This window comes from Gelidibacter sp., assembly GCF_053579655.1.
This window is the reverse complement of the sequence record NZ_JBMDWE010000008.1, coordinates 1-14,863: the sequence shown is the minus strand read 5'-3', so window position 1 is coordinate 14,863 and position 14,863 is coordinate 1. Positions and strand designations below refer to the sequence as shown.

General features: G+C 36.5%; 16 protein-coding genes. 15 read left to right on the top strand and 1 reads right to left on the bottom strand.

Going from position 1 to position 14,863, the window contains the following annotated elements; genetic code table 11:
• Nucleotides 1-143: 143 nt before the first annotated feature.
• The 14 genes from ACOH2D_RS05880 (at nt 144) to ACOH2D_RS05815 (ending at nt 12,382) form a co-directional block, all read left to right on the top strand.
• The gene (locus ACOH2D_RS05880) at nt 144-473 is read left to right on the top strand and encodes a HesB/IscA family protein (protein WP_348037944.1); all 330 of its coding nucleotides are present in this window, start codon (nt 144-146) and stop codon (nt 471-473) included.
• A gap of 57 nt (nt 474-530) precedes the next feature.
• Nucleotides 531-1,988, top strand: a complete 1,458-nt coding sequence (gene sufB, locus ACOH2D_RS05875; RefSeq protein ID WP_348037942.1) for a Fe-S cluster assembly protein SufB — start codon at nt 531-533, stop codon at nt 1,986-1,988.
• A gap of 103 nt (nt 1,989-2,091) precedes the next feature.
• A complete protein-coding gene (locus ACOH2D_RS05870) occupies nt 2,092-2,499 on the top strand; it encodes a hypothetical protein (RefSeq protein ID WP_348037940.1) in 408 nt (135 codons plus the stop codon).
• A gap of 90 nt (nt 2,500-2,589) precedes the next feature.
• The gene (sufC, locus tag ACOH2D_RS05865) at nt 2,590-3,342 is read left to right on the top strand and encodes a Fe-S cluster assembly ATPase SufC (RefSeq protein ID WP_348037938.1); all 753 of its coding nucleotides are present in this window, start codon (nt 2,590-2,592) and stop codon (nt 3,340-3,342) included.
• A gap of 37 nt (nt 3,343-3,379) precedes the next feature.
• Nucleotides 3,380-3,769, top strand: coding sequence for a four helix bundle protein (locus ACOH2D_RS05860; RefSeq protein ID WP_348037936.1), 390 nt, complete (start codon nt 3,380-3,382; stop codon nt 3,767-3,769).
• 56 nt (nt 3,770-3,825) lie between these two features.
• Nucleotides 3,826-5,139: a Fe-S cluster assembly protein SufD gene (gene sufD, locus ACOH2D_RS05855; RefSeq protein WP_348037934.1), complete on the top strand. Its 1,314-nt coding sequence runs from the start codon at nt 3,826-3,828 to the stop codon at nt 5,137-5,139.
• 189 nt (nt 5,140-5,328) lie between these two features.
• Nucleotides 5,329-5,568 (top strand): hypothetical protein, encoded by a 240-nt coding sequence (locus tag ACOH2D_RS05850; protein WP_449534674.1) that lies wholly within the window; start codon nt 5,329-5,331, stop codon nt 5,566-5,568.
• A 277-nt stretch (nt 5,569-5,845) separates the two neighbouring features.
• Complete coding sequence (locus ACOH2D_RS05845; protein ID WP_348037930.1) at nt 5,846-7,063, top strand: aminotransferase class V-fold PLP-dependent enzyme; 1,218 nt, start codon at nt 5,846-5,848, stop codon at nt 7,061-7,063.
• A gap of 26 nt (nt 7,064-7,089) precedes the next feature.
• On the top strand, nt 7,090-7,740 hold the full coding sequence (locus ACOH2D_RS05840) for a DUF4377 domain-containing protein (RefSeq protein ID WP_449534673.1): 651 nt from the start codon (nt 7,090-7,092) through the stop codon (nt 7,738-7,740).
• 83 nt (nt 7,741-7,823) lie between these two features.
• The gene (locus ACOH2D_RS05835) at nt 7,824-8,246 is read left to right on the top strand and encodes a SufE family protein (protein WP_348037926.1); all 423 of its coding nucleotides are present in this window, start codon (nt 7,824-7,826) and stop codon (nt 8,244-8,246) included.
• Between the two features lie 219 nt (nt 8,247-8,465).
• A complete protein-coding gene (locus ACOH2D_RS05830; RefSeq protein WP_348037924.1) occupies nt 8,466-8,789 on the top strand; it encodes an SUF system Fe-S cluster assembly protein in 324 nt (107 codons plus the stop codon).
• A 166-nt stretch (nt 8,790-8,955) separates the two neighbouring features.
• A complete protein-coding gene (locus ACOH2D_RS05825; RefSeq protein WP_449534672.1) occupies nt 8,956-10,791 on the top strand; it encodes an ABC transporter ATP-binding protein in 1,836 nt (611 codons plus the stop codon).
• 54 nt (nt 10,792-10,845) lie between these two features.
• Complete coding sequence (locus ACOH2D_RS05820; RefSeq protein WP_348037920.1) at nt 10,846-11,352, top strand: DUF2480 family protein; 507 nt, start codon at nt 10,846-10,848, stop codon at nt 11,350-11,352.
• Between the two features lie 88 nt (nt 11,353-11,440).
• Nucleotides 11,441-12,382: a DUF3078 domain-containing protein gene (locus tag ACOH2D_RS05815; protein ID WP_348037918.1), complete on the top strand. Its 942-nt coding sequence runs from the start codon at nt 11,441-11,443 to the stop codon at nt 12,380-12,382.
• A 66-nt stretch (nt 12,383-12,448) separates the two neighbouring features.
• On the opposite strand, the gene hflX is transcribed toward ACOH2D_RS05815, so the two are convergent.
• Nucleotides 12,449-13,666, bottom strand: a complete 1,218-nt coding sequence (gene hflX / locus ACOH2D_RS05810; RefSeq protein WP_348037916.1) for a GTPase HflX — start codon at nt 13,664-13,666, stop codon at nt 12,449-12,451.
• Between the two features lie 72 nt (nt 13,667-13,738).
• Here hflX and ACOH2D_RS05805 point away from each other — a divergent pair, with 72 nt between their 5' ends.
• Entirely contained in the window at nt 13,739-14,695 is a 957-nt protein-coding gene (locus ACOH2D_RS05805; RefSeq protein ID WP_449534671.1) for an endonuclease/exonuclease/phosphatase family protein, read from the top strand.
• Nucleotides 14,696-14,863: the final 168 nt, after the last annotated feature.

Below are 14,863 nucleotides of genomic sequence, written 5' to 3'. Positions count from 1 at the left end.
TGCGAAACAATTGAATAAAAAAATAACCGCTTGAATATCGAAAAAATCAATCCGTCTATTTCGGATTATAATGAAGACTTGCATGGGAATGGCCTAGTAATATTGTATATTTGTGCTCTATTTAGAAATAATCTTAATAACGAATGATAAAAGTATCTGAAACGGCTAAGAAAAAAGTCATCGAATTGATGAGTGAAGATGGCTTTGACTATGCAACCGACTTTGTACGCGTTGGTGTGAAAAGTGGTGGTTGTTCCGGTTTATCATATGATCTGAAGTTTGATAAATCACAAAAAGACGAGGATAAAATTTTTGAAGATAATGGTGTCAGAATTATTATTGACAAGAAAAGCTTTTTATACCTTATTGGTACAACCCTTGAATATTCAGGAGGTTTGAATGGTGCGGGTTTTGTATTTAATAATCCAAATGCAAATCGTACGTGCGGATGTGGAGAGTCTTTCTCTCTATAAGTTCATCGCAATCTTCCTAAGGGAAGGAATTGAATAAATAATGATAATGAAAATGACATGACGAAATTAACGAAATATACAGAAGACGATTTAAGAGAAGAATTAAAAACCAAGGAATATGAGTACGGGTTTTATACCGATATAGAATCAGATACGTTTCCTCCGGGATTAAATGAAGATGTTGTCAGAGGTATTTCTCTTAAAAAAGAAGAGCCAGAATGGATGACCGAATGGCGTTTGGAAGCATTCCGAGCGTGGGAGAAGATGGTGGAGCCAGAATGGGCGAATGTTCATTATGAAAAACCAGATTTCCAAGCCATTTCTTACTATTCAGCACCCAATACCAAACCAAAATACGACAGCTTGGATGAAGTAGATCCAGAATTATTGGAGACTTTCAAGAAGTTGGGTATATCTATGGATGAGCAAAAAATGCTCGCAGGGGTAGCTATGGATGTCGTTATTGACTCCGTTTCAGTAGCAACAACCTTTAAAAAATCATTGAACGAAAAAGGAATTATTTTCTGTTCGATTAGTGAAGCGATTAGAGAGCACCCAGAATTAGTTAGAAAATATATTGGTACCGTGGTACCTCAAAAGGATAATTTTTATGCGGCATTAAACTCTGCGGTCTTTAGTGATGGAAGTTTCTGTTATATTCCTAAAGGGGTTCGTTGCCCAATGGAATTGTCAACTTACTTCCGAATTAATCAAGCGGGGACAGGACAATTTGAAAGAACGCTTCTTATTGCCGATGAAGGGAGCTATGTTAGTTATCTAGAAGGTTGTACAGCGCCAAGTCGTGATGAAAATCAATTGCATGCAGCCGTCGTGGAATTAATTGCGATGGACGATGCAGAAATTAAATATTCTACCGTCCAAAACTGGTATCCAGGAAACGCTGAAGGAAAAGGCGGGGTTTTCAACTTTGTAACTAAAAGAGGGATTTGTGAAAAGAATGCAAAAATCTCATGGACACAAGTGGAAACTGGTTCTGCCGTAACTTGGAAATATCCAAGTTGTATTTTAAAAGGCGATAATTCAGTGGGCGAATTTTACTCAATTGCCGTGACTAATAATCATCAGCAGGCAGATACTGGAACAAAAATGATCCATTTGGGTAAAAACACCCGATCGACCATTATCTCTAAAGGTATTTCTGCTGGAAAATCTCAAAACTCATACAGAGGCTTAGTTCAAATTGGCGCAAGAGCTGAAAATGCACGTAATTTCACGGAATGTGATAGTTTATTAATGGGTAATGAATGTGGTGCACATACCTTCCCATATATTGAAGTGAAAAATAAAACAGCAAAAATAGAACACGAAGCCACGACCAGTAAAATTGGTGAAGACCAAATTTTCTATTGCAACCAACGTGGTATCGATACTGAAAAAGCCATTGCACTTATCGTAAACGGTTTTAGTAAAGACGTGTTGAACAAATTGCCGATGGAATTTGCCGTTGAAGCACAAAAATTATTGGAAATAAGTTTAGAAGGATCTGTTGGATAGAAAATCCTTCGTTCTCACTGAGCTTGTCGAAGTGAAGGCAGGAAACCTTTAGGTTCAGCGCAGCTAATCTATAAACCATCATATAAATAAAGTCTGATTGCCAGTGAAAAACCAAATTGCCATTTTATTTATAGCTACATTATTTATAAGCTGTAAAAACGATTCGAAATCTGAAGTTTCTTTGGACGACAGTCGAGATGGACTTAGTGTTAGAGAAATTTCAGGCAATTTTACCTATTTCGCTGATGCCGCTGTTTTTCAAACCAAAAATGAATTATTTGGTGTTGTTGAAAACGAAAAGGCACAAGAATTGATTACAATGGCAGAGCCTTTAAAAGACGCGCCAACAGATGAAGTGAGAGTAACTTTAAAAGTGATGGTGGTGAAAAAACCCGAGCATGAAGAAGGTTGGGAAAATAGAATAGATATTATTGATATTATAAACGTGTTGAAGGTCAATCCGAAAGACAGCGAAATCATAAAGATAATTACGGAAAATAAAAATCATTAATAAAAAACTTCCAACTTCCAGTTCCGAAATTTGGAACGAAAATTGAAGCTATAGAAGTTAAGTACTTAAAAATTGAAAAGTTAAAAGCATATGTTGAAAATTAAAAATTTGCACGCAAGTGTTGACGATAAAGCCATTTTAAAGGGCATTAATTTAGAAGTAAAAGCAGGCGAAGTACATGCCATTATGGGCCCAAACGGTTCAGGTAAAAGTACTTTAGCATCAGTTATTGCTGGTAAGGATGAATATCAAATGACTGAAGGCGAAATCCTCTTTGAAAATGAAGACATTAGTGAGTTAGATCCAGAAGAGCGAGCTCATAAAGGGGTTTTCTTGTCTTTTCAATATCCTGTTGAAATCCCAGGTGTTTCAGTAACCAACTTTATTAGGACAGCCATTAACGAAACGCGCAAAGCCAAAGGTCTTGAAGCGATGCCTGCTAATGAGATGTTGAAAATGATTCGTGAAAAATCGGAGATGTTAGAAATTGATCGCAAGTTCTTATCCCGATCCCTAAATGAAGGTTTTTCAGGAGGTGAAAAGAAACGTAACGAGATTTTCCAAATGGCCATGTTAGAGCCTAAATTGGCCATCCTTGACGAAACCGACTCTGGTTTGGATATCGACGCACTGCGTATTGTAGCCAACGGTGTCAATAAATTGAAAAGTGAGGATAATGCTGTGATTTTGATTACGCACTACCAACGTTTGTTGGATTATATTGTACCTGATTTTGTACACGTATTGCATGAAGGCCGTATCGTAAAATCTGGTGGTAAGGAATTGGCACACGAGCTTGAAGAAAAAGGCTACGACTGGATCAAGGAAGAATTGAACGCTTAGTTTGGTTTGAAAGGTTTCTTGTTTAAAGTTTCAAGTTATGGCAACGATTAAAAAATTTGAAGACTTAGAAATTTGGCAAGAAGCGCGTAAACTTTCGAATGAAATAAAAGAAATCGTTTTAAATTCTGAATTGAAAAATGATTTCAAACTGAGAGATCAAATTAAAGGATCGTCAGGATCAGTAATGGATAATATAGCTGAAGGATTTGAGCGAGATGGAAATATTGAGTTTAGACAATTTTTATCCGTAGCGAAAGGCTCAGCAGGAGAATCAAGATCTCAATTATATAGAGTTTTTGATTATGGTTATATAACAGAAGAAAAGCTTGAGAAATTGGTAAACGAATACGAACAATTAAGTAAACGAATCGCCAATTTTATAACATATTTAAACAAACAAGATTTCAAAGGGAACAAATTCAAGTGAATGCTTAACCACACTCAACTTGAAACAAGAAACAAAAGAAACTTGAAACTTACAGAATGGAACTAAAAGAAAAACTCATAGCCTCATTTATGGCATTCGAAAATCTGGTGGATGTCGATTCGCCTATTCATGATGTGCGTAGTGAAGCAATAAAGCAATTTGAAGCCCAAGGATTTCCATCCAAACGTGATGAAGCTTGGAAATTTACCTCGTTAAATAGTATTTTAAAACATGATTACAGCGTTTTTCCAAAACGTGACCATCATATTGACTATAACGACATTAAAAAATATTTCATTGATGATATTGACACCTATAAAATTGTCTTTATCGATGGCCAATATTCGTCACATTTCTCTGAAACGACCCATGATGGTGTGGATGTGTGCTTGATGTCATCGGCCTTATCAAAACCAAAATACCGACCAATTATTGAAAATTACTTCAATAAAGTGGCCACAAAAGATAGTTTATCGGCATTAAATACCGCTTTCTCCCAAGAAGGAGCTTATATCCATGTTCCGAAAAACAAATCGGTGGCAAAACCTATTCAGATTATACACTTTTCAACGGGTAATGAATCGGCCTTGATGTTACAACCTCGTAATTTGATCGTTGTGGATGAAAATTCTCATGTTCAAATTATAGAGCGCCATCAAAGTTTGACTGATAATCCGGTCTTGACCAACTGTGTTACCGAGATATTTGTTGACAAACGCGGTATTTTGGACTATTACAAGATTCAAAATGATAATGAAAATGCATCGTTGATCGATAGTACATTTATCAATCAAAAACAGGAAAGCTGTGCTTCAGTGCATACGTTTTCATTTGGTGGGAAATTGACGCGCAACAATTTGAAGTTTTATCAAAATGGAGAGCGCATCGATTCTACTTTAAAAGGAGTGACCATCATTGGCAATAAACAACATGTTGATCATAATACTTTAGTGCATCATATTGAGCCTAACTGCGAAAGCCATCAAGACTATCAAGGTATTTTTGGAGACAGTAGTACAGGTGTTTTCAACGGGAAAGTATTGGTTAATAAGGAAGCTCAAAAAACCAATGCGTTTCAGGCCAACAACAATATTTTGTTAAGTGATAAAGCGACCATCAACACCAAGCCTCAATTGGAAATTTTTGCTGATGACGTGAAATGTTCACATGGTTGTACAATCGGTCAATTAGATGATAGTGCTATATTTTATATGCAATCCAGAGGTATTCCAGAAAAAGAAGCGAGAGCTTTACTGATGTATGCTTTTGGAAATAGCGTCTTAAGCTCCGTTAAAATCCCAGAAATTAAACAACGTATCACGAATATTATCGCTAATAAATTGGGGATTAGTATTGGGTTTGATCTATAGTTTTTGTCATTTCCGTGAAGACGGAAATCTCATAAAATGAATTCCATTTTTTTTTATTTGGAGCTAATCCCGCTATTCGTTCTATCTTTTTTGCTTTGAAAGAAAGCAAAAAAGGATGCCACTACTATCGGGGCTAAAAAATGGTTTGGAAATAATTAAAATCGTATTTTAGTTTTAAAACCTTAGACTATGGATATCGTCACATTGAAAAAGAGACTTATCGATAAGATTCAAGCAACAGAAAACAGTGCACTTCTTGAGGAAGTTCAACGTTTATTAATTTTGGAAAAAGTTGACGAAACCGATACCTATCAGCTCAATGAGGAACAGCAATATGCTATTGCCGAAGCTAGGGATGATATTAAAAACGGAAGATTATTGAGTAGCGAACAAGCGAAACTAGACATTGATAAATGGCTAAAGAAGTAGTTTGGACGCTCCGAGCCCAAAACGATAGAAAAGCTATTTTTGAGTATTGGATTGAAAGAAATAAATCTAATTCTTACAGTGTTAAACTCAATAGACTTTTTGAAGAAGCTTCAAAATTTATTTCTCACTATTCAGAAATTGGAAAGCCAACTTGAGACGAAAACGTCGGGATTAAAGTAATTAAGGATTTTCTAATGTTTTATGAAATTGTTGATACTAAAGTAATTATTTTGACAATTTGAGACCCTAGACAAAATCCGAAAAAATTGAAATTGTAATGATTTTTCCTATAGAAACCATAAGAAAAGATTTCCCAATCCTTCAAAGAAAAGTCAATGGAAAGCCATTGATTTATTTTGATAATGCTGCCACCTCACAAACCCCACATCAAGTGATTGATGCCATTGTGGATTATTATTCCAATTATAACGCGAATATCCATCGCGGTGTGCATAGCTTAAGTCAGGAAGCAACTGATAAATACGAACAAGCCCGATTAAAGATCCAAAAGCACTTCAATGCCAAATCGTCTCATGAAATCATTATGACTTCTGGTACAACGCATGGCATTAATTTAGTGGCAAGTGGTTTTACGTCACTTTTACATAAAGGCGATGAAATAATTGTGTCGGCTTTAGAACATCACAGTAATATCGTGCCTTGGCAAATGTTGTGTGAACGCACTGGTGCCATTTTAAAAGTCATTCCTATGAATGACAAAGGCGAATTGGTCATGTCGACTTACAGCGATTTACTCTCAGAAAAAACGAAACTTGTTTTTGTCAATCATATTTCAAACGCTTTAGGCACCATTAATCCTATTAAGGAAATAATTCAAAAAGCACATGTCGTAGGCGCCGCGGTTTTAGTGGATGGTGCGCAAGCCTGTCCGCATATCAAACCTGATGTGCAAGCGTTGGATGTTGACTTTTATGTGGCGTCTGCCCATAAAATGTGCGGCCCAACTGGGGTTGGAATGCTCTATGGAAAGGAAGAGTGGCTTAACAAATTACCACCCTATCAAGGCGGTGGCGAGATGATTGCAGAAGTGTCTTTTGAGAAAACAACCTATGCAGGTTTGCCACATAAATTTGAAGCAGGAACGCCAAATATTTGTGGTGGTATTGCTTTTGGAGCGGCCATAGATTATATGAACGCTATTGGTTTTGAACAAATTGCTGCTTATGAACACGAGCTTTTAGTATATGCGACAAAACAACTTCTGGAAATTGAAGGTTTAAGAATATATGGGACATCAAAACATAAAACTTCGGTAATTTCTTTCAATTTGGAAGGCATTCATCCGTATGACGTGGGTACTCTTTTGGACAAAATGGGGATTGCCGTACGTACTGGACATCATTGTGCACAGCCTATCATGGAGTACTTTAAAATTCCAGGGACTGTAAGAGCATCTTTTGCTTTTTACAATACCAAAGAGGAAATTGATGCTTTGGTTGAAGGTGTCAAAAAGGCTAAAATGATGTTGTCTTAAGATTTTTGTTTTCAATAAAATTATTTATGAGTTCCAAGTTTTTAGTGGTCTTTGCAATCGTATTGTTCTCTTTTTCATGTTCCAATAGTTCCAAAAAAATTATCTATATAGCAGATGCTAAAGTAGATTGTGAAGGTGTTGCTCCTCAAAAATGTCTTCAAATTAAAGAAGAGGGTAAAACTGATTGGACTTATTTTTATGATCAAATAGAAGGCTTTGATTATGAAAAAGGATTCTTTTACAAGCTTAAAGTTGAAGTTACAAAAATTGAAAATCCTGCAGCCGACGGATCTTCATTGCACTATAAATTGATTGAGGTTTTGGCTAAATCCAAAGTGCCTATAATCTTAGATGAAGGGTCTTGGTTGGTAACACGCATAAAAAACCGGGACAGTTTTGGCAGAAATCCGTTCATTAAAATCGACCTGTCACAGAATGAAATTAATGGTAATACCAGCTGCAATCGATTTTCAGCAAAAATTGCCGTTAAAAATAACAAGGTAGATATATCTGAGCTGTCATCCACTGAAATGTTATGCAAAGACATTGACGTTGAATCTGCTTTTCTTGAGGCTTTAAAAAGTATTTCTTCTTACACATTAAACGAAGAAAAGCTTCAACTATTAGATGAAAATAAGAATGTACTTATTGAATGTGATTACTTAAAACACGAATAGTTTTTAGGAATTAAGATCTTGATATCCATCTTTAAAATGTCAATTTTGATGAGATATATTGTAACTTTGTATAAAATTTTAGAATGACTATAAAAGCGATACAGGAAGAGCTCATTGATGAATTTTCAATGTTTGAAGATTGGGAAGAGCGCTATCAATACATGATTGATTTGGGTAAATCATTACCTCTAATTGACGAGCAATTTAAAACGCCAGAGAACATTATTAAAGGCTGCCAAAGTAGAGTTTGGGTGCATGCTGAAATGGATAATGGCAAAGTGATTTTTACTGCCGATAGTGATGCCATCATCACGAAAGGGATTATTGCTATTTTAATACGGGTGTTTTCAAATCAAAGTCCAGCGGATATTATTGAAGCCAATACCGACTTTATTGATGACATCGGACTTAAAGAACACTTGTCGCCAACCCGTGCCAACGGCTTGGTAAGTATGATAAAACAATTAAAAATGTATGCCATTGCATACCAAACACAGTTAAACTAATTCCTGCGAAGGCAGGAAACCTTTAGGTTCAGCGGAGCTATTCTCATTGTTATTACACGTAGTCAAAGTAAAATTTGAACCTGCCTAAACAGAGAATAAAATGTATGCCATTGCATGCCAAACGGAATTTAATTAAGTTGATGAGTTTAAAAGTATAGAGGTTTATCTTTGAATGTCTCTAAACTCCTAAACTCCTCAAACTCCTAAACTTTTTAAAAAATGAGTGAGCCAATAGATACTGTCGCATTAGGCGAAAAAATAGTAAGAGTTATAAAAACCATTTATGATCCAGAAATTCCAGTGGACATTTATGAGCTTGGATTGATTTATGATGTGTTCGTGAACGAAGATTACGATGTTAAAATCTTAATGACTTTAACCACACCAAACTGTCCTGTGGCCGAAAGTCTGCCACTTGAAGTGGAAGAGAAAATCAGATCCATAGACGAGGTGAAATCTGCCGAAGTTGAAATGACTTTCGACCCACCTTGGTCACAAGATTTGATGAGTGAAGAGGCCAAGTTGGAATTGGGAATGCTTTAGGTAGTTTTCAATCCTCAGTTGTCAGTTTTCAGTTTTCAGTGTGATTTTATTTAGAATTTTGATGATGAACGAGTCTTTCTTATGCCGTTCGTCATCAGTCTTTGTTATTAAAATTAATTAATAAACAAGAATTCACAACCTCAAACCAAGCCTTCAATCTTAAAAAATGGCAAGACCAACTCTAAAATCATTAAAAGATAAGGATAAGACGAGTTTAATAAAGTCTTTTAGTGCATTGGTTTTTATTCCGCGTTTCTTTAAGGAAATCTGGGGAACAAACAAAAAACTATTCCTTCTATCCGCATTTTGCCGCCTTATTGGTGCTGTTTTACCTGTGGCTATTTTATGGGTTGGGAAACTCATTATTGATGAGATCATTCTTCAAACTAAAATAGAGGTCTCAGACTTTACACAACTTTGGACTTACGTCGCGATTGAATTTGGCTTAATTGTGATTTCTGATTTGATGAGCCGCGCCATTTCTTTGACCGACAGTCTTTTGGGCGATGCGTATTCCATACAATCATCCGTTACGATTATTAAAAAAACCAATCAAATAGATATCAGTCTCTTGGAAGATTCTGAATTTTATGATAAGTTGGAGCGTGCCCGAATCCAAACTGCAGGACGTGTAGGGCTCATGTCGAATGCGTTGGGGGAAGTTCAAAGTTTAATTTCTATTGCAACGCTTGTCGCGGGTCTGATTTATTTTGAACCCTATTTGATCATTTTATTGGTGCTGAGTATCATTCCATCTTTTGTTAATGAAATTTGGTTCAGTCAGCAGCAATATTCCTTGGCAAGAGGCTGGACGGCAGAGCGACGCGAACTCGATTATCTCAGGTTTATAGGGGCGAATAATATGACGGCAAAGGAGATTAAACTCTTCGGACTGACGGATTTTATCGTTGATCGCTTCAAAAATCTATCAGAAGAATATTATGAGTTGAATAAAAAGCTCACGATCAAACGCTCCTCTCTTGGCTTTGTATTCAATCTGCTAGGAACGTTAAGCTATTATGGCGCTTATATTTTTATCATTTATCGGGTCATTTCAGGAGTGATAACGCTCGGGGAGTTGACCTTTTTATCAGGATCGTTCAATAGGTTGACTCGAAATCTTCAGGATTTCTTTTCAAAATTCACAAGAATCACTGAGAGCGCGCTTTACCTAAAAGATTATTTTGAATTTATCGATATTTCTATCGCGCCAAAACACAATGAAGATCAACACTTACCAGATAAAATCAAATCTGGCTTTGAGTTTAGGAATGTTCATTTTTCTTATCCAGATTCTGAAACTGAAATCCTAAAAGGCGTAAGTTTTAAAATTTCTGCAGGCGAAAAAATGGCTTTTGTAGGTCAAAATGGTGCTGGAAAAACAACGCTTACCAAATTGATGTTACGGTTCTATGAACCGACTTCAGGAGAGATTTTGTTGGATGGGATTAATATCAACCGCTTTAAGATGGAGGAGTATCAAGAGTTTTTTGGAGTCATTTTTCAAGACTTTTTTCGATATGAATTTACCGTTAAAGAAAACATTGCCATCGGAGACATTGATCAATTGGATAATATCGAAAAAATTGAGAATGCTGCCCAATTGAGTTTGGCCAACGAAGTCATCGCTGGATTGAAAAAGGGCTATGACCAACAACTTGGAAAGCGTTTTTATAAAGGCCAGGAATTATCTGGCGGACAATGGCAAAAAGTGGCTTTGGCAAGAGCGTATATGAAGGATGCCGAAGTCATGATTTTGGATGAACCAACATCAGCACTGGACGCCAAGGCTGAAAGTGATGTTTTTAAACGCTTTATTGGCTTGACGCAAGGGAAAACGAGTATCATCATTTCGCACCGATTCAGTACGGTAAGACAGGCCGATCGGATTTTGGTATTGGAAGAAGGTAAGGTTTTGGAGATGGGGACGCATGAGGAATTGATGGAAAAGGCTGGCTTGTATTCCGAACTTTTTCAATTGCAGGCCGAAGGTTATCAGTAATTAAAATGGACCGTCATTGAGCGCTTTGACTAATAAATAACTTAATTTTATATTATGGAAGATGAAATTATCAACAGAGTAGCCAATAGTAAATTGGTCGTTGTCGATTTAGAAGATTATTATCCAAAAGGTCCTCGGACTGTTTTCGATATCAAGGATTGGTTGTTTCACGAATTAGTGCTGCGCGAAAAGGATTTTAGGGACTATGTCAACCAACATGATTGGACGCAATATCAAGATCATTATGTGGCCTTGACCTGCACAGCAGACGCCATAATTCCTGGTTGGGCCTATATGTTGTTGACCATGCACTTGGAACCTTTTGCGAAAAGAATAGTTGTAGGGAATTTGGAACAGCTAGAAACCTCAATTTATCAGGAGATTATTCAAAATTTGGAAACTGAAAGCTATGTTGACCAAATGCTCATCATTAAAGGTTGTGCACATAAACCTGTTCCTGCAAATGCTTATGTTATGTTGTCTCAAAAGTTGAAGCCACTTGCAAAATCTATCATGTATGGAGAAGCTTGCTCTTCGGTGCCTTTGTACAAACGGAAATAAGTTGAGGGATTGATACAATAAAAATAATTATTCATTATCTTTATATACAGTACAGACTGCTCTTTTTTAATAATTAATCCAAAAAAAGATGAAGAACAAACTAATTGTATCCCTCGCCTTGATGCTGACAGTCTCCTTTGGTTTTGCACAAACTAGAGAAGAATTACAGGCTCAAAAATCAGAAAAACAAGCCATAGCAGATGCAGAACAAAAAGAAGCAAATGCGATTCAGGCAAAAATAGACGCACTTCCAGGTTGGAGAATAGGTGCTTTTGGTGTGATAGGAGGAAGCCTTTCCAATTTCAATAATTGGTATGCACAAGGTGCACCCAATAATAGTTCGGGTAATATTGGTATCAATTTTAATGCTTTTGCCAATAAATTGGAAGACAGCTATTTTTGGAGAAATTCCTTGACGGCTAACTTCGCATGGGTAAAATTGGATAATAAGGACAATCCAAACGATAGTAACAAATTTCAGCCCACTACGGATGTGTTTGATATCTCATCCTTGTACGGTCAGAAATTGACTGAAAAATGGGCCGCGTCTGCTTTGGCAGAGTATAGGACTACTGTTTTAAGCAATTTTAATGATCCAGGATATCTTGACGTGGGTGTCGGTTTTACATGGACGCCTCTTGATAATCTAATCGTGGTCATCCATCCTTTGAACTACAACTTTGTGTTTTCTGATAACAGCGCTGTATTTGAATCTTCTTTGGGGGCTAAAATTCTTGCTGATTATACCAGACAAATTGGTTCTATTGCTTTTAAATCTAACCTGTCTGCATTTTTAAGCTACAAAAAGTCCTACTTGTCCAACTGGCAGTGGAGCAATGCGTTTAGCTATACGCTTTGGAAAAACATTGGTGTAGGTTTTGACTTTGCTTTAAGAAGCAACAAACAAGAAGCTTTAAATTATGCACTTGGTCAGTATACCGGTCCAATTGCTAACGAACCTACTTTCGGAAATGTTGATAATAAATTACAAACCTACTATACGCTTGGTTTGAGTTATAAATTCATGTAAAAATTAAAGATCATAAAAAAATGCTACCTGTTTTAGGTAGCATTTTTTGTTTAGATTAAGTTGATATTATTCCTCTTCTTCTCCTTCATAATCAGGATAAAGAAAGTCATTATAAGGAAAACGGGTGACATGAACGTTTCTGACTTCATCATAAACACGTCTTTTAAAACCTTCTAAATTCTTTTTGTTTAAGGCGGAAATAAAAATGGCATCATCGCCAATTTTGTTCATCCAGGTCCTTTTCCACTCTTCAAGTGTGTAGTTTTCTTTTGTTCTTACAGCGATTAAATCGTCGTTATCAAAAGGAACGGCTTCGTAGGCGTCAATTTTATTAAACACCATGATGGTGGGTTTATTGGCACAGCCAATTTCGCCTAAGATTTTATTTACAGAAGCAATCTGATCCTCAAAGTTGTGGTGCGAAATGTCTACGACATGCAATAATAAGTCAGCTTCTCGCACTTCATCCAAAGTGCTTTTAAAGGATTCCACCAATTGGGTAGGTAATTTTCTGATAAATCCTACCGTATCCGTTACCAAAAATGGCAGATTACCAATCACTACTTTTCTTACGGTGGTATCAAGCGTTGCAAACAATTTATCCTCGACAAAAACCTCGCTGTTGCTAATCACATTCATCAAAGTCGACTTACCTACGTTGGTGTAACCCACTAAAGCAACACGCACCAATTGGCCTCTATTGCCACGTTGGATGGCCTGTTGTCTGTCAATCGTTTTTAGTTTATCCTTTAATAGTGTGATGCGTTCTCTAACAATACGACGGTCAGTTTCAATTTCGCGCTCTCCAGGACCACGCATACCAATACCACCTCGTTGTCGTTCCAAGTGCGTCCACATTCCTTTTAGTCGCGGCAATAAATATTCACATTGTGCAAGTTCTACCTGTGTTCTGGCATAACTTGTTTGTGCGCGTTGAGCAAAAATATCAAGAATAAGGTTGGTTCTGTCCAAGACCTTGCATTCTAAAACCTTGCTTATATTTCGTTCTTGGGCCGCCGATAATTCGTCATCAAAAATGGCGGTGCCGATCTCGTTTTCCTTGATGAAATTTTGAATTTCCTGCATTTTTCCAGTCCCTATAAAAGTTTTGGGATTGGGCAGGTCCATTTTTTGTGTAAAGCGTTTTATCACTTCTCCGCCGGCTGTAAAGGTCAGGAACTCGAGTTCATCTAAGTATTCTTTAGATTTTACCTCATCTTGATCTTTGGTGATCACACCAATTAAAACGGCTCTTTCTAAATTAAAGTCTTTCTTTTCTAGCATAAATGGGATTAAAACACAAAGTTACATAATTGATTGGCTATCATTTAGTATTTTTAAAGCTAAATTATTTATGTGAGCTTACAATCCCCAAATCCTGATATCTACACGGTTGCCTTTTATAATACTGAGAACTTATTTGATTATATAAACGGTCCATTGACGAATGAGGTTGGCCTTTTAGAAACATCAACTAAAAGATGGCATAAGGAGCGGTACGAAAATAAAATCTATAAAATAGGGATGGCCATTTCCAAAATTGGAAGTGAGGATCTTCAAAAGCCACCCGCATTAATAGGTTTAGCTGAAGTTGAGAACGATAGGGTCTTGACAGATTTAATCAAGAGCACTTATTTAGAAGATTATAATTACGGTTTTGTACATTTTAACTCTCCAGATGAGCGTGGTATTGATGTCGCCATGTTATATGATAAGGACTGTTTTACGCTTGAAAACTCAGAAGCTATTGTTCTTCCTATTGAAAGTGAGTTCGGTGTAAAGGGTAATACAAGAGATATTCTTAAGGTAAGCGGCTACTTGAAGGACGAAAAGATTCATGTTTTGGTTAACCATTGGCCGTCCAGACATGAACAGTCGGACAGAACAGGGCATAATCGCATGTTTGCAGCCCAAAAGATAGTGGAGCTTATTAACGAAATCCTCACTGATGATGCCAACGCGAAAGTCATTATTATGGGCGATTTTAATGACAATCCTAAAAACAACAGTATTCAATTTTTAAAAAATGAAGCGGCGCTCTTTAATCCTATGGAGAAATTGATGTCTTATAAAAGAGGCAGTTTCAATCATAATTCGAAATGGATGTTGTTTGATCAAATATTGATGACTACTAATTTTTTAGAACCACAGCAAAAAGGACTTAAGTTTTTAAAAGCAGACATTTTTGATGAAACCTTCTTAACTCAAAATTATGGTAACTCTAAGGGCCAGCCTTATAGAACTTATGAGGGAAAAAGATATTTGGGTGGTTTTAGTGATCACTTTCCGGTATATATTCAGTTGAAAAAGTAAAATTCATAATTAGAAAAGCTAGCTTTTAAATTAAAAAACTCTCATAAAAATTAGAGCCAAAAACAAAGCCACAATAGGGATTGACCATAACGTGATAATGCCGTAGTTGGTTTTCTTCTTTTGATTGGCATTCATGATTTTTCGTTTTTTACCGCTGTACTGAATCCA

Excerpts from the sequence above, each read along its gene's own strand:
- ACOH2D_RS05840 (WP_449534673.1), top strand. The coding sequence starts at position 7,090 with ATGAGTTCCAAGTTTTTAGTGGTCTTTGCAATCGTATTGTTCTCTTTT.
- ACOH2D_RS05860 (WP_348037936.1), top strand. The coding sequence starts at position 3,380 with ATGGCAACGATTAAAAAATTTGAAGACTTAGAAATTTGGCAAGAAGCG.
- ACOH2D_RS05830 (WP_348037924.1), top strand. The coding sequence starts at position 8,466 with ATGAGTGAGCCAATAGATACTGTCGCATTAGGCGAAAAAATAGTAAGA.
- ACOH2D_RS05845 (WP_348037930.1), top strand. The coding sequence starts at position 5,846 with ATGATTTTTCCTATAGAAACCATAAGAAAAGATTTCCCAATCCTTCAA.
- sufC (WP_348037938.1), top strand. The coding sequence starts at position 2,590 with ATGTTGAAAATTAAAAATTTGCACGCAAGTGTTGACGATAAAGCCATT.
- ACOH2D_RS05825 (WP_449534672.1), top strand. The coding sequence starts at position 8,956 with ATGGCAAGACCAACTCTAAAATCATTAAAAGATAAGGATAAGACGAGT.
- sufB (WP_348037942.1), top strand. The coding sequence starts at position 531 with ATGACGAAATTAACGAAATATACAGAAGACGATTTAAGAGAAGAATTA.
- ACOH2D_RS05880 (WP_348037944.1), top strand. The coding sequence starts at position 144 with ATGATAAAAGTATCTGAAACGGCTAAGAAAAAAGTCATCGAATTGATG.
- sufD (WP_348037934.1), top strand. The coding sequence starts at position 3,826 with ATGGAACTAAAAGAAAAACTCATAGCCTCATTTATGGCATTCGAAAAT.
- ACOH2D_RS05820 (WP_348037920.1), top strand. The coding sequence starts at position 10,846 with ATGGAAGATGAAATTATCAACAGAGTAGCCAATAGTAAATTGGTCGTT.
- ACOH2D_RS05815 (WP_348037918.1), top strand. The coding sequence starts at position 11,441 with ATGAAGAACAAACTAATTGTATCCCTCGCCTTGATGCTGACAGTCTCC.
- hflX (WP_348037916.1), bottom strand. The coding sequence starts at position 13,666 with ATGCTAGAAAAGAAAGACTTTAATTTAGAAAGAGCCGTTTTAATTGGT.
- ACOH2D_RS05850 (WP_449534674.1), top strand. The coding sequence starts at position 5,329 with ATGGATATCGTCACATTGAAAAAGAGACTTATCGATAAGATTCAAGCA.
- ACOH2D_RS05835 (WP_348037926.1), top strand. The coding sequence starts at position 7,824 with ATGACTATAAAAGCGATACAGGAAGAGCTCATTGATGAATTTTCAATG.